18 protein-coding genes are annotated in these 21644 nt (G+C 70.9%); 4 read left to right on the top strand and 14 right to left on the bottom strand.

Annotated features, from left to right (window positions below; genetic code table 11):
* Positions 1-22: 22 nt before the first annotated feature.
* Positions 23-340 carry a DUF6461 domain-containing protein gene (locus ACFO60_RS22140; protein WP_380842985.1) on the bottom strand — a complete coding sequence of 106 codons (318 nt, stop codon included), beginning with the start codon at positions 338-340 and terminating at the stop codon, positions 23-25.
* A gap of 183 nt (positions 341-523) precedes the next feature.
* On the bottom strand, positions 524-1318 hold the full coding sequence (locus tag ACFO60_RS22135; RefSeq protein WP_380843008.1) for a phosphatase PAP2 family protein: 795 nt from the start codon (positions 1316-1318) through the stop codon (positions 524-526).
* A 457-nt stretch (positions 1319-1775) separates the two neighbouring features.
* Here ACFO60_RS22135 and ACFO60_RS22130 point away from each other — a divergent pair, with 457 nt between their 5' ends.
* The gene (locus ACFO60_RS22130) at positions 1776-3086 is read left to right on the top strand and encodes an MFS transporter (protein ID WP_380842984.1); all 1311 of its coding nucleotides are present in this window, start codon (positions 1776-1778) and stop codon (positions 3084-3086) included.
* Between the two features lie 202 nt (positions 3087-3288).
* Entirely contained in the window at positions 3289-6474 is a 3186-nt protein-coding gene (locus ACFO60_RS22125) for a penicillin acylase family protein (protein WP_380842982.1), read from the top strand.
* A gap of 78 nt (positions 6475-6552) precedes the next feature.
* Here the strand turns inward: ACFO60_RS22125 and ACFO60_RS22120 are convergent, their stop codons facing one another.
* The 7 genes from ACFO60_RS22120 to infC form a co-directional block, all read right to left on the bottom strand.
* Positions 6553-9105 carry a phenylalanine--tRNA ligase subunit beta gene (locus tag ACFO60_RS22120; RefSeq protein ID WP_380842980.1) on the bottom strand — a complete coding sequence of 851 codons (2553 nt, stop codon included), beginning with the start codon at positions 9103-9105 and terminating at the stop codon, positions 6553-6555.
* Positions 9105-10145, bottom strand: coding sequence for a phenylalanine--tRNA ligase subunit alpha (gene pheS / locus ACFO60_RS22115; RefSeq protein WP_380843006.1), 1041 nt, complete (start codon positions 10143-10145; stop codon positions 9105-9107). Before pheS ends, ACFO60_RS22120 begins: the two co-directional genes overlap by 1 nt.
* A gap of 297 nt (positions 10146-10442) precedes the next feature.
* Positions 10443-11522, bottom strand: coding sequence for a sensor histidine kinase (locus tag ACFO60_RS22110; protein ID WP_380842978.1), 1080 nt, complete (start codon positions 11520-11522; stop codon positions 10443-10445).
* 152 nt (positions 11523-11674) lie between these two features.
* Positions 11675-12478 (bottom strand): TrmH family RNA methyltransferase, encoded by an 804-nt coding sequence (locus ACFO60_RS22105; RefSeq protein WP_380842976.1) that lies wholly within the window; start codon positions 12476-12478, stop codon positions 11675-11677.
* Positions 12479-12592: 114 nt separating this feature from the next.
* Positions 12593-12976, bottom strand: a complete 384-nt coding sequence (gene rplT, locus ACFO60_RS22100) for a 50S ribosomal protein L20 (RefSeq protein WP_380842974.1) — start codon at positions 12974-12976, stop codon at positions 12593-12595.
* Positions 12977-13000: 24 nt separating this feature from the next.
* A complete protein-coding gene (gene rpmI, locus ACFO60_RS22095; RefSeq protein ID WP_189163794.1) occupies positions 13001-13195 on the bottom strand; it encodes a 50S ribosomal protein L35 in 195 nt (64 codons plus the stop codon).
* 136 nt (positions 13196-13331) lie between these two features.
* Positions 13332-13943 carry a translation initiation factor IF-3 gene (gene infC / locus ACFO60_RS22090; protein WP_465269885.1) on the bottom strand — a complete coding sequence of 204 codons (612 nt, stop codon included), beginning with the start codon at positions 13941-13943 and terminating at the stop codon, positions 13332-13334.
* Positions 13944-14335: 392 nt separating this feature from the next.
* Between infC and ACFO60_RS22085 the strand changes: the two genes are divergently transcribed.
* Positions 14336-14587, top strand: coding sequence for a type II toxin-antitoxin system Phd/YefM family antitoxin (locus ACFO60_RS22085; protein ID WP_380842972.1), 252 nt, complete (start codon positions 14336-14338; stop codon positions 14585-14587).
* 2 nt (positions 14588-14589) lie between these two features.
* A complete protein-coding gene (locus ACFO60_RS22080) occupies positions 14590-15006 on the top strand; it encodes a type II toxin-antitoxin system VapC family toxin (protein WP_380842970.1) in 417 nt (138 codons plus the stop codon).
* Here the strand turns inward: ACFO60_RS22080 and ACFO60_RS22075 are convergent.
* From ACFO60_RS22075 to alaS, 5 genes are all read right to left on the bottom strand, one after another.
* Entirely contained in the window at positions 14981-15811 is an 831-nt protein-coding gene (locus ACFO60_RS22075) for a shikimate dehydrogenase (protein ID WP_380842968.1), read from the bottom strand. The two genes, ACFO60_RS22080 and ACFO60_RS22075, sit on opposite strands and share 26 nt — an antisense overlap.
* On the bottom strand, positions 15811-16974 hold the full coding sequence (mltG, locus tag ACFO60_RS22070; RefSeq protein WP_380842966.1) for an endolytic transglycosylase MltG: 1164 nt from the start codon (positions 16972-16974) through the stop codon (positions 15811-15813). The genes ACFO60_RS22075 and mltG (ACFO60_RS22070) overlap by 1 nt, the downstream gene beginning before the upstream one ends.
* A gap of 157 nt (positions 16975-17131) precedes the next feature.
* Positions 17132-18355 carry an endolytic transglycosylase MltG gene (gene mltG, locus ACFO60_RS22065; protein WP_380842964.1) on the bottom strand — a complete coding sequence of 408 codons (1224 nt, stop codon included), beginning with the start codon at positions 18353-18355 and terminating at the stop codon, positions 17132-17134.
* On the bottom strand, positions 18352-18849 hold the full coding sequence (gene ruvX / locus ACFO60_RS22060) for a Holliday junction resolvase RuvX (RefSeq protein WP_380842962.1): 498 nt from the start codon (positions 18847-18849) through the stop codon (positions 18352-18354). Before ruvX ends, mltG (ACFO60_RS22065) begins: the two co-directional genes overlap by 4 nt.
* 121 nt (positions 18850-18970) lie before the next feature.
* Complete coding sequence (alaS, locus tag ACFO60_RS22055; protein ID WP_380842960.1) at positions 18971-21643, bottom strand: alanine--tRNA ligase; 2673 nt, start codon at positions 21641-21643, stop codon at positions 18971-18973.
* Between the last annotated feature and the right edge of the window lies 1 nt (position 21644).

Raw genomic sequence — 21644 nt, 5'->3', positions numbered from 1 at the left:
GCTCCACCGCCGGCTGGATCTCTCAGGAGGAGGTGCCTCTGATGCGAGAGTGCGACACCTCGATCCAGTCGGCGGCCATGTCGGTTCCTGTGACCCGTCCGATGAGCGCCAGTGCCGAACCGATGCTCTCGTCCACGTCCACGAAGTCTTCTTGGACTTCCGGACCGACGACCTCGAAGCGCAGTCCTTCCATCATGCGATCGAGCACATGTGGGTCGTCGCCGAACCTTCGGCCGGGAGACGCGGGATTGAAGGCGACGAGCACGCGCCCGTCATACAGGAATGCGCGCGGCCGCGTGTACAACTCCTCATTTCTTGCTCCAACGCCATGACATATCACCTGCCCGAGATCGCGGAATCGCCACCGAAGTCACGCATGGAGCCCCCGCACGGACTCTTACAGGAGTGCATTCAGCTCGACAGGCCGCACATAGAGTGGAGCGACATCGGCGAAACCGGGAAACGAGACACCTGTCCCTTTCCGAGGTCCTCCGCCGCCCTTATCGTGACCGTCCGCGAGCGCTCAATGCCGGGCACGCCGGCGCTCGGCGAGGTGGCCCCACGCTGACACGACCGCGATGGAGACGGCCAGCAACACGGCGCTACCGGCGATGTCGAGCACGTAGTGGTTCCCGGTGACGAGCACGACCGCCGCCATGCCCAGTGGAAAGATCCACGCGAGCGACGCCGATCGCGGATGGGAGGCCCGCAGCGCGCACCACACGGCATACGCGCACCACAGCGACCACCCCATGTGCATGCTGGGCATCGCCGAATAGATGTTCTGGCCGTTCTCGACCTCTCGTGAGGCATGGCCGCCCAGGATGTCGTGCTCGGCGATGACGTCGACGACGCCCGGCAGGGCGAACCGTGGGGGCGACATGGGCAGCGCCCAGAAAACGGGCAGCACGAGGACGAGCATCGTGACAAGGGTCCGGCGGACCTTCACGTAGACATCGGCGCGCCGGACGAATACCCACACCAGCACACCGATGATCGCGACGTAGTACAGGCGGTAGTAGTACACCGCCGACTGGATGAGGGCCGGATGCTCGGTCAGCCACTGATTCGCTCTCAGCGCGATGTCCACGTGGAGGGCCCGCTCCATGGATTGCAGGGCCGAAGCGTTGGCGGTGGCGGCCGCGGCGTCTTTCCCGGCGGCGGCATGAAGCCGTGCGAAGAGCAGGATCACGAGCGACAGGCCGGCCACTTCGAGGAGCGGTGCGGGGCGCCCGCCTACCTTCCCGGCGAGTGCGGCCGACCGGACCCATTCGACCAGGCGCGACAACCGGCCGACGGCCACCTCACGTAAACTCATGCGCGGCACACTAACTCACTCCGCTTCGGCATGGATCATGTCAGCCGACGAATACGTGACGGGCTGAAGGCTGGTAAACCCGGCGATAGAATTAGGCGGACGACCGCGTTCATCTTGGTCTTCGATGGGCAAGGCACGACGGCTCCCTTACGGCTGTCGCATCTCCGCCACTTTCACCGCGCGCACGAGGGCGCCGCCATTTGCCGGCACCACACTCCGGCGCCGGAAACCCCCTCGGTCGCATCCGGCATTCGTCTGGGAAACCGGATGACCGCGCAGTTCGGTGACTTCGGTCAACTGACGGTCTACGCGCACCTGAGCATGTGAGCCGACGGACGGAGTGAGATCATCGGGCGAAGCGCGGCATGGCGCGAGGTCCGTCCGGCGACCGGGGATGGGCCGGCCCAGCGGAAAATGGGTTGCCGGGACCGTGTGCGGGCGTTCAGACTTGCCGCCTGTGTCGACGAGTCCCGCCCGATCGCTGAAGACATTGCTGCTGCGTCTGCGGATGGACGTCAGCCCGTTACGGGACTCGCGCGACTTCCGGCTGTTGTTCTCCTCCAGCCTGGTCACGATGTTCGGCAGCTTGATGACCATGGTGGCCGTGCCCTTCCAGATGAAGCAGCTCACCGGCTCCTACGTCGCGGTGGGCCTGGTCAGCCTGGCGGAGTTCGCGCCCATGGTCGTCTGCGGCCTGTGGGGAGGCGCGATCGCCGACGCGCTCGACCGGCGCAAGATCGTCATCTGGTCCGAGGTCGGGCTGTGCCTCACCTCGGCGCTCCTGCTGCTCAACGCCCTGGTGCTCCCCGCGCCGGCCCAGGTCCCCGTGCTGTACGTGGTGGCCGGGCTGTCGGCCGGGCTCTCCAGCCTGCGCGGCCCCAGCGAACAGGCGATCATCAACCGGGTCCTCAAGCTCGACCAGATGGGCGCGGCCTTCGCCCTCCAGGGCCTGGCCCGCAACGCCGGCATGATCGTCGGTCCGGCCGCCGGCGGCCTGATCGTGGTGGCCTTCGGCCCGGCGACCTCCTACGGCATCGACATCCTCTCCTTCCTGCTGTCCTTGCTGCTGCTCGTACGGGTGCGGCCGGTGGCCCGAGCCGGGGACCACACACCCGCATCGCTGCGCTCGCTGGTCGAGGGCGTGCGCTACGCCGTCCGCCGCCCCGACCTGATGGGCACCTACCTCGTCGACATCGCCGCCATGGTGTTCGCGTTCTCCAACGCGCTGTTCCCGTTCCTCGCCGACGAACTACGCGCACCCACCGCCCTCGGCGTTCTGTACGCGGCAGGGGGCATCGGCTCGGTGATCGCCTCCGCCACCTCCGGCTGGACCGCGCACGTCCACCGCCACGGCCGCGCGGTGATCATCGCGGCGACGCTGTGGGGCGCCGGTGTCGCCCTGGCCTCCCTGATGCCCAACATCTGGCTGATGGCCGCCCTGCTGGCCTTCGCCGGAGCCGCCGACATGATCAGCGGTGTCTTCCGCGGCATCATCTGGAACCAGACGATCCCCGACGAGTACCGCGGGCGGCTGGCGGGCATCGAGCTGCTCTCCTACTCCACCGGCCCCATGCTCGGCGACGCCAGGGCCGGGTTCCTGGCCCAGGCCGGAGGCGCCCGCTTCTCCCTCGGCTTCGGCGGGCTGCTGTGCATGGGCGCGGTCGCCGCGATGGCCACCGTGCTGCCCAAGTTCCGGCAGTACGACGCCCGCACCGACGAACACGCCCTCGCCGAACGCGCCCGCCGCGAGCAACCGGTGACCACGTGACCAAACCCCCGCGTGCGTGTGACGCTGCGTGCGGGCCTTGTGAGGTCGTCGCGACGCCCGCACCGGCGGGCTGACGCGGTTCTCCACCGGGGGTCATGGATCGGGGACGGCGGATATCACATCGGCCATTGATCCGGTGTTGGCGCGAGCGTATGTTCCTCCCAACATTCGAGTACGCCTCATGTTTTGGGGGTCCTCTCACATGCACGCACGCCTCCGGCGGACGATCACGGTGGCCTCCGCGCTCGTGATCCTCACGCTGGCATCCCCCGTCGTGCCCGCATCGGCGGCCACGTACACCGCCGACGACTACTGCCTCGGTCAGTGCGCCGACGTGCTGCCGCCCGGCCAGAACGGCAACGCGACCCTGGTGGAGATCCTCGCCAACCAGGCGCTCGGCACCATGCCGCGGCACTCGGGCGACCAGCTCGGCAAGTACGCCGGTCTCATCTCCGGCTACACGGGCCTGACCGAGGACCAGATCGCCTCCTTCTTCAACGACGGCTCCTTCGGGGTGCCGGCCGGGCAGGTGGAGAGCACGACCAGCCCTCGCTCGGACGTGACCATCGTCCGGGACAAGGCCACCGGCGTCCCGCACGTCACCGGGACCACCCGCGAGGGCACCATGTTCGGCGCCGGATACGCCGGCGCGCAGGACCGCCTGTGGCTGATGGACCTCATGCGGCACGTCGGGCGGGGCGAGCTGACGCCGTTCGCCGGAGGCGCGCCGGGCAACCGGGCCCTGGAGCAGAGCGTCTGGCGCAACTCCCCCTACACCGAGGCCGACCTGCAGACGCAGATCACCCGCATCCGGGACTCCGGCACGCGCGGCGCCCAGCTGTACGCCGACGTGCAGAACTACGTGAACGGCATCAACGCCTACATCGACCGCTGCATGGCCGACCGCAACTGTCCCGGCGAGTACGTCCTGACCGGCCACCTCGACGCGATCACCAACGCCGGTGGTCCGCAGGACTTCACCATGACCGACCTGATCGCGGTCTCCGGGGTGATCGGCGGGCTGTTCGGCGGGGGCGGCGGCGCCGAGATGCAGTCCGCCCTGGTCCGCGTCGCGGCCCGCGCCAAGTACGGCACGGCGGCCGGAGACCAGGTCTGGGCGGCGTTCCGGGCGCAGAACGACCCGGAGACCACGCTCACCCTGCACAACGGGCAGAGCTTCCCGTTCGGGGCGGCCCCCGGCGCGACCGGGGTGGTGCTGCCCGACGCCGGGACGACGGCGCCGGTGGACATCACGCGTAACGAGAGCGGGTCGGCCACCACCTCGACCTCGCCGGCCAAGGGGGTCCTTCCCGGGCTGACCGTCGACAACTCCAAGCCCGGCATGTCCAACGCCGTCGTGGTGTCGGCCGCGGAGTCCACGACCGGGCACCCCATCGCGGTGTTCGGCCCGCAGACCGGCTACTTCGCGCCCCAGCTGCTCATGCTGCAGGAACTGTCGGGGCCGGGCATCCGCTCGCGCGGGGTGGCCTTCGCCGGGCTCAACCTGTACGTGCTGCTCGGCCGGGGCACCGACTACGCCTGGAGCGCGACCTCGGCCGGTGAGGACATCACCGACACCTACGCGCTGCAGCTGTGCGACCCCGGCGGCGGCACGGTGACCACCGCCTCGGACCACTACCTGTACCACGGCGCCTGCACGGCCATGGAGACGCTCAAGAAGACCAACTCCTGGAAGCCGAACGTCGCCGACACCACCTCCGCCGGCTCCTACGACCTGGTCGTCCATCGCACCAAGTACGGCCTGGTGACCTGGCGCGGCACCGTCGGCGGGCAGCCGACGGCCTTCACCGCCCTGCGCTCGACCTACCAGCACGAGGCCGAGTCGGCGGTCGGCTTCCAGATGTTCAACGACCCGGCCCAGATGGGGGACGCCGCCGCCTTCGCGGCTTCGGCGTCGGAGATCGGCTTCGCCTTCAACTGGTTCTACGTCAACTCCACCGAGGCGGCGTACTTCATGTCGGGCGACGTCCCGGCCAGGTCCGCGGTCTCCGACCCCAACCTGCCGATGACCGCCGACGCGGCGCACGAATGGGCGGGCTTCGACCCGGCGACCAACAGCGCGACCTACCTGCCGGCCTCCGCCCATCCGCAGACGGCCGCTCAGGACTACCTGGTGAGCTGGAACAACAAGCAGGCCAAGGACTTCGGCGCGGCCGACGGCAACTTCAGCTTCGGTCCGGTGCACCGGGTGGATCTGCTCGACCGGCCCGTGAAGGCGGCGCTGGCCGGGGCGGGCAGGCTCGACCGGGCGGGCACCGTGAGGATCATGGCCGACGCCGCGGTCACCGACCTGCGAGGCAAGGAGGTGCTGCCGGACCTGCTGCGGGTGATCGGCGGCTCGGCCGTCTCCGACCCTGCCCTCGCCTCGGCGGTGACCAAGCTGTCGGCGTGGGCCTCCGCCGGCGCGAAGAGGCTCGAGACCTCGCCCGGCAGCAAGACCTACGCGCACGCGGACGCCATCCGCGCGTTCGACGCATGGTGGCCGAAGCTGGTCAGGGCCGAGTTCAGGCCAGGCCTGGGCGACGGCCTCTACCAGTCGCTGGTCGACGCCATGCAGATCAACGAGTCGCCGTCCGGCCACCAGCAGGGCGACCTGTCCGGCTTCCCGACCTCGGCGAACGAGGCCCAGACCCACAAGGGCTCGTCCTTCCAGTACGGATGGTGGGGGTATGTGAGCAAGGACGTCCGGTCGGTGCTCGGCGACCCGGTGGCCGGGCCGCTGCCCGCGAAGTTCTGCGGCGACGGCACGGTGGCCGGCTGCCGCTCCGTCCTGCTGGACAGCCTGTCGGCGGCGCTCGCCGAGCCGGCTGCCACCACCTATCCGGCCGACGACGCGTGTTCGGCCGGCGACCAGTGGTGCGCCGACGCCATCCGCCACTCGCCGCTCGGCGGGATCAAGCAGTCGCTGATCTCGTGGCAGAACCGGCCGACCTACCAGCAGGCCGTGTCGTTCCCCGCCCACCGGGGCGACCCGATCTCCAACCTGGCGGCCGGCGGGAGCGCCCGCGCCTCCAGCTTCCAGCTGCTCCCGCCGTATCCGGCGGGCAGGGCGATCGACGGCGACCCCACCACCCGCTGGGCCAGCGCCGCAAGCGATGACCAGTGGCTGCGGGTCGACCTCGGATCGTCCAGGACCGTGGCCCGGGTGGTGCTGCGCTGGGAGGCGGCCTACGGGGCGGCCTACCGCGTCCAGACCTCGGCCGACGGGTCGGCGTGGACGACGGTGTACTCCACCACCGCGGGGAACGGCGGCGTGGACAACGTGACCTTCGCCCCGGTCGGCACCCGCTACCTCCGCATGCAGGGCGTCACCCGCGGGACGTCCTACGGCTACTCGCTGTATGAGATGGAGGCCTACTCCCGCTGATCGCGTCAGGGGGCGGCGGTGGACCGGATCCACCGCCGCCCCCCGTGATCGGCCAGAGCGGCCGCTCGTGCGAGCGGGTCACGCGCCGCGCAGCTGTGCCCCTGTGCGTTCGCCGGCCAGGGCCACCGCGGCGTCACGGGCCGCGGTGGTCTCCTCGACGGTCAGCGTGCGGTCGGCGGCGCGGAAGCGCAGGGTGTAGGCCAGCGACTTGTTGCCCTCGCCGGCCTGCGACCCGGTGTAGACGTCGAACAGCCTGATCGACTCGAGCAGCTCGCCCGCGCCCTCGCGCAGCGCGGCCTCCACGTCGGCGACCGGGACCCCGGCCGGGACGATGAGCGCGACGTCCTGTGTGGCCACGGGGTAGGCCGAGACCGGGCGGGCCTGCACCGGGCCGGGAAGATCGGCCTCGATGACGCTGAGCTCCAGCTCCATCGCGCAGGTGCGCGGCGGCAGGCCGAAGGCCTCGACGACGCGCGGGTGCAGCTCGCCGGCGTGGCCGAGCAGCGCCTCCCCGAAGTACAGCGCGGCGCACCGGCCGGGGTGCCACGGCTCGTGCCGGTCGGCGCGCACCACCACCTCGGCCCCCGCCTCGCGGGCGACCAGGCGCGCCGCCTCGACGGCGTCGGCCCAGCCCGCCTGGCGTCCCTCGCCCCACCAGCCGGACCGGTCGTGCTCACCGGCGAGCACGACGGCCACCCGCAGGGGCTGCCGGGGCAGCGCCGCCGCGATGGTGGCCAGCTCGTCGTCGGTGGGCCTGCGCTCGACCCCGAGCACCGGCGCCTTGGCCGGGGCGTCCGGCTCGGGGCGGTAGACCAGCCCGGACTCGAAGAGCGCCACGTCGCCGGCACCGCGTCCGATGTTGCGGACCAGGGTCTTGAACAGGCCGGGCAGCAGCGTGGTGCGCATGAGCGGCTCGTCCTCGCTCAGCGGGTTGGCCAGCCGGGCCGTGCGGCGCCGCGGGTCGCCCGCGGACAGCTGCAATCCGTCCAGGTCGCGCGTGCCGATGAACGGGTAGGCGAGCGTCTCGACGTACCCGGCGGCGGCGAGGGCGCGGCCGACGCGGCGGCGCAGCCGCTGGGCCTCGGTCAGGCCGGCGCCGGCCGGGGCGGCCGGCAGCACCGAGGGGAGGCGCTCGTAGCCTTCGAGCCGGATGACCTCCTCGGCGAGGTCGTTGGGATCGGTGAGGTCGGGACGCCAGGACGGCGGCGTCACGGCCAGCAGTTCGGCAGGGTCGGGCCGGGCCGGGCCCTCGAGCACGTCGGCCGGGACCGCCGGCGCCGCGTCGGCGCCCGTCAGGGCCTGCTGAGAGCCCTGCGCGACGACCGTGCAGCCGACCTGCTCAAGGCGCCGCACGACCGTGTCGCGACCATAGGCGATGCCCGCCACGCGGTCGGGGTGGTCGGCCGGGATGACGATCGTCGGCGGCTCGACGTCGACGAACGAGTGGGTGACCCCGGCGTCGGCCGTGCCGCCGCCGAAGGCGACCAGCATCTGCACCGCGCGCCAGGAGGCGTACAGCGGCAGCTCGCGGTCGACGCCGCGCTCGAAGCGGCGCGACGCCTCGCTGACCAGGTTGTGGCGGCGCGACATGCGGGCCGTGCCGGTGGGCGAGAAGTGGGCCGCCTCGATCACCAGGTCGCCGGTCTCGCCGGAGATCTCGGTGGCCAGGCCGCCCATGGTGCCGGCCATCGAGATCGCCCCGGAGGAGTCGGCGATCAGGATGTCCTCGGGATCGAGCTCGCGCACCACGTGGTCGAGGGTCTCGAGCGTCTCGCCCGGCTCGGCCCTGCGCACCACGACCGGCCCGGTGAGCCGGGACCGGTCGAAGGCGTGCAGCGGCTGGCCCAGCTCGATCATCAGGTAGTTGGTGACGTCGACGGCCAGCGACACCGGCCGCATGCCCGCCCGGGACAGCCGCACCTGCATCCACATGGGCGTCTCGGCCGAGGGGTCGAAGCCGGACACCGAGCGCAGCACGAACCGGTCACAGGCCGTCGGGTCGGCGATGGAGGCGGGGTAGGCCTCTTCGTCGAAGGCGGGCGGCTCGATGTCGGCCGGATCGCGCCAGGGCACGCCGAAGGCGGTGGCCACCTCGCGGGCGACGCCGCGGATGGACAGCGCGTACCCGCGGTCGGGGGTGACCTCCAGCTCGATGACGTCGTCGCGCAGGCCGAGCAGTTCGACCACGTCGGCGCCCAGGTGGGTGTCGGCGGGCAGGATGAGGATGCCGCCGTGGTCCTCGCCGACGCCGAGCTCGCGCGCCGAGCAGATCATGCCGTCGGAGACGTGGCCGTAGGTCTTGCGGGACCCGACCTCGAACCCGCCGGGCAGCACGGCGCCGGGCAGCGCCACGGCCACGCGGTCGCCCACGGCGAAGTTGGCGGCGCCGCAGATGACCCAGCGCGGGGCGGCCTCGCCGACCTCGACCGAGCAGTAGCGGATGGGCTTCTTGAAGCCGGTGAGCTCTTCGATCGACAGGACCTCGCCGACGACGACGTTCTTGATGTCGTCGCCGACCGACTCGACTGCCTCGAGCTTCAGGCCGGCCGCGGTGAGCTTCTCGGCGACCTCGTGGGCGGTGGCGGCGGGCAGGTCGACGTACTCCCGCAGCCAGGAGAGCGGGAACTTCATCAGGCCTCCATACCGAAGGGGAGCGTGAAGCGCACGTCTCCCTCGACCATGTCTCGCATGTCCTCGGCGTTGTTGCGGAACATCAGCGTGCGCTCGACGCCCATGCCGAAGGCGAAGCCGCTGTAGCGTTCGGGGTCGACGCCGCAGGCCACCAGCACGCGCGGGTTGACCATGCCGCAGCCGCCCCATTCGATCCAGCCCTCGGACTTGCAGGTGCGGCAGGGCGGGTTGCCGGGGACGGCCGAGGCGCCCCGGCAGACGAAGCAGCGCAGGTCCATCTCGGCCGAGGGCTCGGTGAAGGGAAAGTAGTTGGGCCGGAAGCGCGTGCTGATGCCTTTGCCGAACATGACCTCGGCGAACCGGTCGAGCGTGCCCTTCAGATGGGCCATCGTCAGGCCCTCGTCGATGGCCAGCCCCTCGACCTGGTGGAACACCGGGGTGTGGGTGGCGTCGAGCTCGTCGGTGCGGAACACCTTGCCCGGCGAGACGACGTACACAGGCAGATCGCGCGACAGCAGCGCGCGGATCTGGACCGGGGAGGTCTGGGTGCGCAGCACCATGCCCGAGTCGACCGAGCCGACGAAGAAGGTGTCGTGCTCGGAGCGGGCCGGGTGGTCGGGCGCGATGTTGAGCGCGTCGAAGTTGAACCACTCGCCTTCGAGCTCAGGCCCTTCGGCGACCTCGTAGCCCATCGCGACGAAGGCGTCGGCGATGCGCTCTTGCAAGGTCGTGAGCGGGTGGCGGGCGCCGCGCGGGCGGCGGTCCCACGGAAGGGTGACGTCGACGGTCTCCTCGACCAGGACACGCTCGTCGCGTTCGGCGGTCAGCACGGCCTGACGGGCGGTGAGCGCCTCGCCGATGGTCTTGCGCGCGCCGCCGATGCGCTTGCCGGCCTCGGCCCGGGCCTGGGGCGGCAGCGCGCCGATCTCGCGGTTGGCCAGCGCGATCGGGGACCGGTCACCGGCGTGGGCGAGCCGCACTTGCTTGAGTTCGTCGAGGTCGGCGGCCGCGTCGATGGCGGCTATGGCTTCGGCCTCCATGCGCGCCACCTCGTCGGCGTGCAACGGCGTCACCTCGACCGGGTCATAGGTGTTCGACAAGAGAGAGCTCCGTATCCAGGGCTTGAGCGGGCACGAGTCTAGTCCGTCCAGAGTGGCGGACCGGCCACGAACGGTGCGCTGTGGACGACCTCCGCGATCACGGGCGAACGGGGCGGCGCTCACAGCCTCCTGACCGCGGCCGGAACCCTTGGACCGACGTTTCGGTCGGGCACCGGACGCGACGCGGCCGTGCCGGCGGATGCCGGCGTTGTGTCGCCCACCGGCCGTCCCGTCGCCTCAGGCGAAGTCGGGAGTGCCGGCGGGCATGGTAAATCGGAACTCGGCGCCCCCGCCGGGCGCCCGCTGCACGGTGATCGTGCCGCCGTGGGCCTCCACCAGGCCCTTGACGATGAACAGGCCGAGGCCCGTGCCGCCGCGGCGGCGCCCGTTGCCGCGCCAGAACTGCCGGAAGACGCGCGAGGCCAGCTCGGGTGCGACACCCTCGCCTTGGTCACGCACGGACACGGCAACTCCCCACTCGACGGGCTCCACCACTATGGTCACCGTACCTCGCCCGTGGCGCACCGCGTTTTCCAGCAGGTTGCCGAGGATCTGGTCGATCTTGTCCTGGTCGAGCCACATCTCTGGCAGCTCGCCGCGCATCTCGAGGCGGAAGCGGTCCTCGGGCTCGCCCGCGGCGACCCGGCCGGCGATGATCTTGCGCGTCCTGGCGGGGACGTCCACCACCTGGCGGTGGATCTGCAGCCGGCCCGACTCGATGCGGGAGACGTCGAGCAGCTCGGTGATCAGCCGGGTGACCCGGTCGGCGTCGGCGTTGACGGTCTCGAGCATCACGCGCTTCTGATCGTCGGTGAAGCGGCTCCACTTGGCCAGCAAGGTGGCGGTGAAGCCCTTGACGCTGGTGAGCGGGGAGCGAAGCTCGTGGGCGACGGTGGAGACCAGGTCGGCCCGGCTGCGCTCGAGGCGGGCGCGCGCCGCGGCGTCGCGCAGCGTGACCACGACGCGCACGACCTCGCCGCCTCGCGCGGGCCTGCGGACGAACCGGGCCGCGACCAGCAGCTCGTGGCCGCCGGGCAGGTAGAGGGAGCACTCGGGCTGGCGGCTGCGGATGCGCAGCCCTCCGTAGGCGTCGAGCCACTTCCACCAGTCGCGGCCGTCGTCGTCGCGGAAGGGCAGGACGTCGGGGAAGTGCTTGCCGACGGCGTCGCCGCCCACGCCGGTGAGGCGGCAGGCGGCCCGGTTGACGGCGACCACCCGGCCGCGGCCGTCGGCCACGATGACGCCCTCGGGGAGGTCGTCGACGTCGATCGAGCACGCGGCATCGGCGCCTCGCCGGTGGGTTTGCTCGCCGCGCACTATCGCCTCCCTCGACCCCTACAGCGCCGACAATAGCGGGTTTCCCGTACCGGGCGGCAGCCCCGCGCCAGCGCCGGACGGCATGCCTTGCCCGGAATCTGGCGAGTTGTCCGGTAAGGGATTCCCGGCGACGGGGCCGCGGAGGCGAGGGGTCAGCCGGAGCGCTGGGTCCGCGCCGAGGCGTAGAGGCAGACGGCGGCCGCCGTGGCCAGGTTCAGGCTCTCGGCGCGCCCGTAGACGGGAACCCGGACGACCTCGTCGGCGAGCCCCAGGACCTCCTCGGGCAGGCCCCACGCCTCGTTGCCGAAGATCCACGCGGTGGGGCCGCTCAGGTCCACGTCGTCGAGCGTCTTGGCGCCGGCCCCGTCGGCGGCCAGCACCCGCAGCCCCTTGTCCTTCAGATGGCGCACGGTGTCCGCCACAGGGGCCGCCGTGACGACGGGCAGGTGGAAGAGGCTTCCCGCGCTGGCCCTGACGCATTTGCCGTTGTAGGGGTCCACCGAGGCGTCGGTGAACACGACCGCGTCGGCGCCCGCCGCGTCGGCCGTGCGCAGGACCGTGCCGGCGTTGCCGGGATCGCGCACGTGCGCGAGCACGGCGACCAGGCCCGCGCCCTCGGTGACGGCCTCGGCCAGCGGGACGTGCACGAAGCGGCAGACGGCGAGCAGCCCTTGCGGTGTGACGGTCTGCGCCAGCTCCGCCATGACCTCGCCGCTGGCGCCGAACACCGGAACTCCGGCCAGCCGTGCGGCGGTCACGATGTCGGCGTGCCGGATCTCGGCCTCGGCGGTAGTGAACAGCTCGACGGCGACGCCGGGAAGGGCGAGCGCCTCCCTGACGGCCTGCGGGCCCTCGGCGAGGAAGGACCTGTCACGGTCACGAAAAGCCCGCTTGGTCAGGCGCTTGGCGGCCTTGACCCGCGGAGACTTGGTGTTGGTCAGCTCGGAACCGGCCATGTTCCCCCCTTACGAACGCCCGGACCGTTGCGGCGCCCGCGCGGTTCGATCATGACGCGAAAAGCGAACGACCCGCTCTGCGAGAGAACGAGTCGTTCACGGACGTACGTCGGATCAGCCGGCGGCCGGCGCGTTCACGTCGGACGGCAGGGCCTTCCTGGCGGTCTCGGCCAGCGAGGCGAAGGTCTGGCTGTCGTTGACGGCCAGATCAGCGAGGATCTTGCGGTCGACCTCGACGCCGGCGGCCTTCAGGCCCTGGATGAACCGGTTGTAGGTGATGCCGTTCGCGCGCGCCGCGGCGTTGATGCGCTGGATCCAAAGGCGCCGGAAGGTGCCCTTCTTGTCCTTGCGGTCGCGGTAGGCGTAGGTCAAGGAGTGGAGCATCTGCTCCTTGGCCTTGCGGTACAGCCTCGACCGCTGACCCCGGTAACCACTCGCCCGCTCGAGGACGACGCGGCGCTTCTTCTTGGCGTTGAGCGCCCGCTTTACGCGTGCCATTGTTCTATCTCCCCGGGGGTTCGGTTACTTGCCGAGCAGCTTCTTGATCTTCTTGGTGTCGGCATCGGACATGACGACCTCAGGCTTCAGACGGCGCGTCAGCGTCGACGACTTCCACTCGTTGTAGTGGGCACGGTTCGCGCGCCGGCGAATGATCTTGCCGCTGCCGCTGAGGCGGAACCGCTTCTTCGCACCGCTGTGCGTCTTCATCTTCGGCATCTCAGCCGTCTCTCCCTCGTTCGTCCGTGCCGATATCCCGGGTCAAGGTACCCCAGCTGGGCCTATGCCCGGCTGTGGCACCTCACCCGGTGTCGGTGTCTCCTCGCGTCCCGCCGGATCGTCAGGCGGGCGTACGTCACTCCTGCGGTTCCGAAGCCCCCGCCATGTCGGCGCCGACGCTGACGTCGTCCTGCGCCGGATCGCCGTCGCCGGTCCTCGCGCGGGCCGCGGCCCGCTCGGCCTTGGCTTCGGCCTTCTTCTTGTGCGGCCCGATCACCATGATCATGTTTCGGCCGTCCTGCTTGGGCTGGGATTCGACGAAGCCGAGCTCCGTCACGTCCTCCGCCAGTCGCTGCAGGAGCCGGAAGCCCAGCTCGGGGCGGGACTGCTCACGCCCGCGGAACATGATCGTGACCTTGACCTTGTCCCCGGCCTTCAGGAACCGCACCACGTGACCCTTCTTGGTCTCGTAGTCGTGCGGGTCGATCTTCGGCCGGAGCTTGATCTCCTTGATGATCGTGTGCGCCTGGTTGCGGCGCGCCTCGCGTGCCTTCATCGCGGACTCGTACTTGAACTTGCCGTAGTCCATGAGCTTGCACACGGGCGGACGAGCCGTCGCGGCGACCTCGACCAGGTCGAGATCGGACTCCTGGGCCAGCTTCAGGGCGTCCCCGATGGAGACGATGCCGACCTGCTCGCCGTTCGGGCCGACGAGGCGGACCTCGGGCACACGAATGCGCTCGTTGATGCGGGGCTCAGTGCTGATGGGACCTCCTAGGTACCTGGCATTTCCGCGTATGTGCTCGACCGCGCCCGGGCTTTCCGCCGGATAAGCGAAAAGCCCCGCACGTCGCGCATGCGGGGCCACCGGGCTCTCAGATCAGCCGATCAAGAGCCCCCCGGAAAAGTCCGGTAGTGATCCTTGACCCGTCGGCCTCGCAGCCGATCAGGTGGGAGGAGGACCTCCGCTTGCGCGTCCAGCAGCCATGCCGGACCGATCAAGCACCAACATTACCACAACACCACACCCCCGCCGAATCATCCTCACCCTCGGTGACCGTTCGGAATCGAGCGGACACGGAGAGCAAGGAAATGCTAAAGTCGCATCCGAAATCCAGACAGCCCGGTTGGAGGGTGCTCATGGCCCAATGGCAGTTGCAGGAAGCCAAGCAGCGCTTCAGCGAGGTCATCCGGCAGGCGCACGACGAAGGCCCGCAGGTGGTCACCCGGCATGGCGAAGAGGTCGCCGTCATCATCGACATCGCCGAGTACCGGCGGCTGAAGCACGGTGCGCCCGACTTCAAGGAGTTTCTCAGGTCCGCGCCCGACCTCAGCCTGCTGGACATCCACCGATCGGACTCTCCGGTCCTCACCGTGACTCTCGAGGGTTGATCATGGCCTTTCTTCTGGACACCAACGTCGCCTGTGAGGTCACCAAGCGGCGTCCGAGCACCCACGTCCGAGACTGGCTCGACATGGCCCCTGGTCCAACGCTGTACATCAGCGTCATGGTGCTGGACGAGATCCGTCAAGGCATCGAACGCCTGCGTGATCGCGATCCGTCCCAGGCGACGGTCTACGAGACGTGGTTGGCGCGGCTGCGGCACGAGTTCGTCGACCGCATCGTCCCGGTGACACCCGCCGTGGCGGAGGAGTGGGGCACGATGAACGCCCCGGCCCCGCTACCACTCGTCGACGGGCTTTTGGCCGCCACCGCGCGGGCGAACGGCTGGACGATGGTGACTCGCAACACCAAGGATTTCGAGCGCACCGGGGTGCGGGTGCTCAATCCGTTCGAGCCGATCGCCTGAGGAGTTCGGCCTCGCCCGCGGCGCGCACGGGCTCCACCGGCACGGGCACGCGGCCGGTGTACAGCTCGACCTGGCGCACCGCCTGGTGGAGCAGCATGGCGAAGCCTCCGATGACCGTTCCGCCCTTGTCGCGCACGGCGCGGGCGAGCCGGGTGGGCCAGGGGGCGTAGACCACGTCGAAGACCGCCGGGACGGCCGCGAGGGCCTCGGCGTAGGCGTCGGCGGCCCCCGAGGGCAACGTCGAGATGGCCAGGCCGGTGTCCAGCGCGGCGCCGAGATCGTCGAAGCGCCGCACCGTCAGGGCCATGCCCAGCCGCTCGGCCACCTGCGAGGTCTCCGCCGCCCGCGACCGGTCGCGCACGACCAGCGTCGCCTCCCGCAGCCCGAGTTCGCGCAGCGCGGCCAGCGAGGAGCCCGCGGTCGCCCCGCCGCCGAGGATGGTCGCCGAGGGCGGCGCCGCGACCCCCGATTCGGCGAGCGCCCGCACGATGCCGTACACGTCGGTGTTCTCGCCGTGCCGCCCGCCCTCGCGGAACACCACCGTGTTGACCCCGCCCACCTGCACGGCGAGGTCGGCGACGGTGTCCAGCAGCGGCAGCACCGCCCGTTTGAGCGGCATGGTGAGCGACAGCCCGGCCCATTCGGGGCCCATCGTGGCCATGAGCCCGGCCAGGCCCCGCTCGTCGCACTCGATCGCGTCGTACCGCCAGCCGCTCAGGCCGAGGGCCCGGTAGGCGGCGCGGTGGAGGTACGGCGAGAGCGAGTGCGCGATCGGAGAGCCGAGCACCGCGGCACGCCGTTCCATCAGCCGGCCGCCTGGTTGCGGTTGAACTCCTCGACGAACTTGTCGTGCTCGGTCTGGGAGTCGGTGAACTTGGTGATGCCGCGCTTGGTGTCGGTGGTCACGAAGAACAGCCAGGGTCCGTCGGCCGGCTTGAGGGTCGCCTTGATGGCGTCTTCCCCGGGGTTGGTGATCGGCCCCGGCGGCAGGCCGGGGCGGGCGTAGGTGTTGTACCGCGACTTGCTCCTGAGGTCGGCGTGCGTGGCGGAGACACCGAACTTGTTCAGGCCGTACATGACCGTGCTGTCCATCTGGAGCAGCATCGGCGGCGTGCGCTGGAGGCGGTTGTAGATCACCCGGGCGATCTTGGGCATGTCGCGCTTGCTGCCCGACTCGGCCTCCACGATGCTGGCGATGGTCAGGACCTCCAGCGGGGTGTGCCCGACCCTCCTGGCCCCGTCGACCAGGCCGACGTCTTCCGCGGCCTTCTTGTAGCGCGCCACCATCGCGGCGAGCAGATCCTCAGGGCTCGACTTGGGCGAGACCTCGTAGGTGGCGGGGAACGCGAAACCCTCCAGCCGCTTCTTGGCGTAGGAGGGAAGGTCGAGCGCCTCGGCGTCCTTGGCGGCCCTCTCGAAGTCGCGCACGGGCTTGCCGGTGGCGGTCGAGAGCTGCTGGAAGATCTGAGAGAGCCGCAGGCCCTCGCGCACGGTCAAGGTGGTCTGCAGCCGGCGCTTCGGGTCCAGCAGCGGCACGGCGCTGGCCGCGGCCATGCCCTTGCGAAGTTTGTACTCACCCGGTTGGAGGGAGGCGCTCTTGCCCGCGGCGCCGACGGCGTTGATGAACGCCCGCTCGCTCGCGACGACGCCCTGCTCGACCAGGGTCTGGGCGATCTCGGTGGCGCTCTGCCCGTCCTTGATCTCCACGATGACCTCGCCGGAGCCCTGGCCGGTGTAGTCCTTGGGGATCGCCACGCCGCGGATCCAGTTGTAGCCGTAGTAGCCGCCCACGCCGAGGACGCCGACGATGACGACGATCGCGATGAAGAACGCCACGAAGCCCTTGCGGCGCTGACGGCGCTGGCGCCTCCTGCTGCGGGTGCGCGCGGATCTGGAGCCGCGAGACCTGCGCCGGGGACCTTCGTCGTCCTCGGCACCCAGCAAGTTATCGAGGTCGAGATCGTTCATGGGTGCGCTCGCCAATCTCCCGGTCGGACCGGCCCGTCGTCAAGGGAGTGCCCCGAATCGGCAGGGCCTACCGGATGGCTGGTCACTCCCACGCCGATGGGCGCGCCGGCCCAGGTCACCGGGCGCGTACGGGAGGGGGTGGCCGTACCGCCGGGCATCAGTGGTGCTGCCCGAGACGTTGGTGCAGCTCTTCTCGGTATTTCACGAACTCACTCTCTTTGTCAGTGAATTTCGTGATTCTACGCCGTGGGTCGACCGTGACAAACCAGTACCAATCACCCTTAGCCGGACGAAGCGCCGCACTGAGGGCGGCCTCACCGGGATTACTGATCGGCCCGGGCGGCAGCCCGGGATGCATGTAGCTGTTGTAGGGGGTGTCGCGCTTGATCTCGGCTCCGGACGCCACGATGCCGTGCTTGCCCAGGCCGTACATCACCGTACTGTCCATCTCCAGCTTGGCTCCGGACGCGAGGCGATTGTAGATGACTCTGGCGATCTTCGGATAGTCGGCGTCCCTGCCTCCCTCGGCCTGCACGATGCTGGCGACGACCACCACCTCGCGCGGGGTGAGGCGCTGCCGGGCCGCGCCGGCCTCCAGACCGACCTGGCCGGCGGCGCGCTTGAACCGGCGGACCATCGACCGCAGCAGGTCGCGCGGCGTCGTGGAGCGCTCGATGTCGTAGGTCGCGGGGAACAGGAAGCCTTCGGCGGTGTCCTTGGCATAGGCGGGCAGGCCGAGGTCGGCCGGCCGGGCGAGGATCTTCGACAGCTCGGCGGCCGGCAGCCCCGAGCCCTGGGCCAGGCGGGCGACCGTCTCGGCGGCGCGCAGCCCTTCGGGGATCGTCACCCGCTTGCGGATCCTGGACTGGGGAGTGAGCAGCAGATCGAGCGCCGAGGCGGCGGCCATGCGCTTGCGCAGCAGGTAACGCCCCGGCCGCAGGCTGCCGGACTTGCCGCGCTCTTCGACCACGTGCACGAAGGACCGCGTGCTCGCCACGACCTCGGCCCGGACCAGCGCCTCGGCGATCTCCCCCGCGCTGGCGCCCGGGACGATCTCCACCACGACGGGCGCCGAGCCCTTTCCCTCGAAGTCGTCCGGTGTCATCAACGGCCGGCACATGGTGAACGCGCCGGCGAGGCCCGCGGCGACCAGCGCAGTGCTTGCGCCGGCGACCAGCAGGACCAGTCCGCGGCGGCCGCGCTCGGTGCGGGCGCGGCGCTCGTCGTCCTCCCCGGCGGCGTCCTCACCGCTGAACGCGATCAGGTCGCCGGGATCCTCGACGTCGTCAGGACGGTCGGGCTCCTCGGGCAGGCCTCCGGGCCGCTCGCGCCCCCCGGCGCCGTCCGGCTCGTCGGGGCCGAGCCCTGACGGGCGGGTCACCCTGAGTGCCCGGCGCTCGATTCTCCGCCGGGGCGGCGCCCCGGCGGCTCGACGGGTCTGCCCGGCGGGGCGCCGCTCGCCCGCTCGGCCTCCAGGGCGGCCTGCAGCAGCACCACGGCCGCCGCCTGGTCGACCACCTCGCGCTGGTTCTTGGCCTTCACACCGCTGGCCCGCAGCCCTTGCTGCGCGGTCACGGTGGTCAGCCGCTCGTCGTACAGCCGGACCGGCGCCGGAGCGAGGCGCGCGGCCAGGCGGCCGGCGAACTCGCGGGCGGCCGCGGCGGCATGGCTCTCGCGGCCCGACAGCGAGGTGGGCAGGCCGACGACGACCTCGATCGCCTCGTGCTCGCCCGCGATCGCGGCGATGCGGTCGAGATCGCCCCGGCCTCGGCGGACGGTCTCGACCGGGGTGGCCAGCAGCCCGGAAGGATCGCTGCGGGCCACGCCGACGCGGACCGACCCCACATCGACCCCGAGGCGGACGCCCTGCCTCATGGCGGGGCTCCCGCGCCCGGCCCGCGGGCACCGTGCCCCCGCCGCGGCCCTCGGCGGGGCGGCGTGGCCGCCCCGCGATGCTCCGAGCCGCCGCCGATGGACGCGGGCGAGACCTCCATGCTCAGGACAGGGCCTCGCGGACCGCGTGCTCGACGGCGCCGAGCGCGTCACCGATCGCCTCCGGACGGGCGCCCCCGCCCTGCGCGACGTCATCCTTACCGCCACCGCCACCCCCAAGTGCCTTGGCGGCGACGCCGACCAGTCTCCCGGCCTTGAGTCCCCGGGCGCGCCCCGCATCGTTCACAGCGGCGACCACGACCGGCCGGTCGGCGGGAACACCGGCGATCACGATCATCGCAGCGCGGTCACCGGGGAACCGGCCACGCACGTCTAGGGCGAGTTTACGCAGGTCATCGGCCGAAGTGCCGTCAGGCGCGCGGTGAGTCACCACCGACGCGCCCTCGATGTCGCGGGCGGAGGCGGCCAGCTCGCCTGCCACCGCGAGCACCTGGGCCGAACGGAGCTTCTCGAGCTCGCGCTCGGCGGTGCGCAGGCGGGTGACGATGCCCTCGACGCGCTCGGGCAGCTCTTCGCGGCGCGCCTTGAGCTGCTCGCTGATCTGGGCGACAAGGACGCTCTCGCGGGCCAGGAAGCGGAAGGCGTCGATGCCGACCAGTGCCTCGACCCGGCGCACGCCGGCGCCGATCGAGGCCTCGCCGAGCACCTTGACCAGGCCGAGCTGGCCGGAGCTCGCGACGTGGGTGCCGCCGCACAGCTCGCGGGAGTAGTCGCCGACCTCGACGATACGGACCTCGTCGCCGTACTTCTCGCCGAACAGCGCCAGGGCGCCCATGGAACGGGCCTCGCTGAGGGAGGTGTGGTAGGCGTGGACCTTCAGGTCGTTGATCAGGATGGCGTTGACCTCGTCCTCGACGTCGCGCAGCAGGCTCGGCGGGACGGCGCCGGCCGCGGTGAAGTCGAAGCGGAAGCGTCCCGGGGAGTTCTCCGAGCCGGCCTGCGCCGCGCTCTCGCCGAGCGCGTTGCGGAACCCGCGGTGGACCAGGTGGGTGGCGGTGTGGCTGCGGGAGATGGCCCGGCGCCGCTCGATGTCGATCTCGGCCTGGACCTGGTCGCCCACGCGGATCTCGCCGTCGCGGACCTTGCCGCGGTGCACCACCAGCCCGGCGAACGGGGACTGCACGTCGACGATGTCCACGTGCGCGCCGCCGGTGCTGATCACGCCCTGGTCGGAGAGCTGGCCGCCGCCCTCGGCGTAGAACGGCGTGCGGTCGAGGACGACCTCGACCGTGCTGCCCGCGCCGGCCGCCTGCGCCGAGGCGCCGTCGACGAGCAGGCCGATGACGTTCGCCTCGGCGGTGGTGAGGTCGTAGCCGAGGAAGTCGACCTTGCCGGCCCGGTCGAGCAGCTCGCCGAGCACGGAGATGTCGGCGTTGCCGGTCTTCTTGGCCGCGGAGTCGGCCTTGGCGCGGTCGCGCTGCTCGTTCATCAGGCGGCGGAAGCCGTCCTCGTCGACCTGCAGGCCCTGCTCGGACGCCATCTCCAGCGTCAGGTCGATGGGGAAGCCGTAGGTGTCGTGCAGCTGGAACGCCTGGCCGCCCGCGAGCGTCGCGGCGCCCTTGCGCTTGGTCTCCTCGACCGCGGCGTCGAAGATGGCGGTGCCGGTGCGCAGAGTGCCGAGGAAGGAGGTCTCTTCGGCGTCGATCACGGTGTGGATGTGCGCGGCGTCGCTCTTGAGCTCGGGGTACTGCTGGCCCATCGCCTCGATCGTGGTCGAGGCGAGCTCGTGCATGTAGCGCTCTTCGCCCGCGCCGAGCAGGCGCAGGTTGCGGATGGCCCGGCGCAGCATGCGGCGCAGGACGTACCCGCGGCCCTCGTTGGTGGGCGTCACCCCGTCGCCCACGAGCATGACGCCGGCGCGCAGGTGGTCGGCGACGACGCGCAGCGAGACGTCGGCGCGGGCGTTCCTGCCGTAGCGGGTCTTGGTGAGCTCGGCCGCCTTGTCGAGGATCTTGTAGGTGGTGTCGATCTCGTAGATGTTGTCGACGCCCTGCAGGATGGCCGCCATGCGCTCGAGGCCCATGCCGGTGTCCACGCTCTTGGCCGGCAGCTCGCCGGAGACGTCGAAGTCGACCTTGCTGCGAACCGCGCTGAGCTGGAACTGCATGAAGACGTTGTTCCAGACCTCCAGGTAGCGGTTCTCGTCGGCGACCGGCCCGCCTTCCTTGCCGTAGTCGACGCCGCGGTCGTAGTAGATCTCGGAGCAGGGGCCGCCGGGGCCGGGCACGCCCATGTGCCAGTAGTTGTCGGCCAGCCCGCGGCGCTGGATGCGCTCTGCGGGGATGCCGACCTTGTTGTGCCAGATGTCGAAGGCCTCGTCGTCGTCGTGGTAGACGGTGACCCAGAGAAGGCCCTCGGGGAAACCGAAGCCGCCCTCGGACTCGGACCTGGTCAGCAGCTCCCAGGCGTACGGGAGCGCCTGCTCCTTGAAGTAGTCGCCGAAGGAGAAGTTGCCGAGCATCTGGAAGAAGCTGGCGTGCCGGGTGGTCTTGCCCACCTCGTCGATGTCGAGCGTGCGCACGACCTTCTGGGCGCTGGCCGCCCGCGGGAACGGCGGCTTCTTCTGCCCGAGGAAGTAGGGCTTGAAGGGCACCATGCCCGCGTTGACCAGCAGCAGCGTCGGGTCCTCGGCGACAAGGCTGGCCGAGGGCACGACAGTGTGACCGCGCTCCTCGAAGAAGCGCAGGAAGCGGCGGGCGATCTCTGCCGACTCCATC

It is taken from the genome of Sphaerisporangium dianthi, from assembly GCF_042654065.1.
Taxonomy (GTDB): domain Bacteria; phylum Actinomycetota; class Actinomycetes; order Streptosporangiales; family Streptosporangiaceae; genus Sphaerisporangium; species Sphaerisporangium dianthi.
This window is presented reverse-complemented; position numbering and strand designations above follow the sequence as displayed.

Bases quoted from the DNA above. Each gene is read 5' to 3' on its own strand.
- ACFO60_RS22135 (WP_380843008.1), bottom strand. From the start codon at position 1,318: ATGAGTTTACGTGAGGTGGCCGTCGGCCGGTTGTCGCGCCTGGTCGAA.
- ACFO60_RS22125 (WP_380842982.1), top strand. From the start codon at position 3,289: ATGCACGCACGCCTCCGGCGGACGATCACGGTGGCCTCCGCGCTCGTG.
- ACFO60_RS22120 (WP_380842980.1), bottom strand. From the start codon at position 9,105: ATGAAGTTCCCGCTCTCCTGGCTGCGGGAGTACGTCGACCTGCCCGCC.
- pheS (WP_380843006.1), bottom strand. From the start codon at position 10,145: ATGGAGGCCGAAGCCATAGCCGCCATCGACGCGGCCGCCGACCTCGAC.
- ACFO60_RS22105 (WP_380842976.1), bottom strand. From the start codon at position 12,478: ATGGCCGGTTCCGAGCTGACCAACACCAAGTCTCCGCGGGTCAAGGCC.
- rplT (WP_380842974.1), bottom strand. From the start codon at position 12,976: ATGGCACGCGTAAAGCGGGCGCTCAACGCCAAGAAGAAGCGCCGCGTC.
- rpmI (WP_189163794.1), bottom strand. From the start codon at position 13,195: ATGCCGAAGATGAAGACGCACAGCGGTGCGAAGAAGCGGTTCCGCCTC.
- ACFO60_RS22085 (WP_380842972.1), top strand. From the start codon at position 14,336: ATGGCCCAATGGCAGTTGCAGGAAGCCAAGCAGCGCTTCAGCGAGGTC.
- ACFO60_RS22080 (WP_380842970.1), top strand. From the start codon at position 14,590: ATGGCCTTTCTTCTGGACACCAACGTCGCCTGTGAGGTCACCAAGCGG.
- ACFO60_RS22075 (WP_380842968.1), bottom strand. From the start codon at position 15,811: ATGGAACGGCGTGCCGCGGTGCTCGGCTCTCCGATCGCGCACTCGCTC.
- mltG (WP_380842966.1), bottom strand. From the start codon at position 16,974: ATGAACGATCTCGACCTCGATAACTTGCTGGGTGCCGAGGACGACGAA.
- ruvX (WP_380842962.1), bottom strand. From the start codon at position 18,849: ATGAGGCAGGGCGTCCGCCTCGGGGTCGATGTGGGGTCGGTCCGCGTC.
- alaS (WP_380842960.1), bottom strand. From the start codon at position 21,643: ATGGAGTCGGCAGAGATCGCCCGCCGCTTCCTGCGCTTCTTCGAGGAG.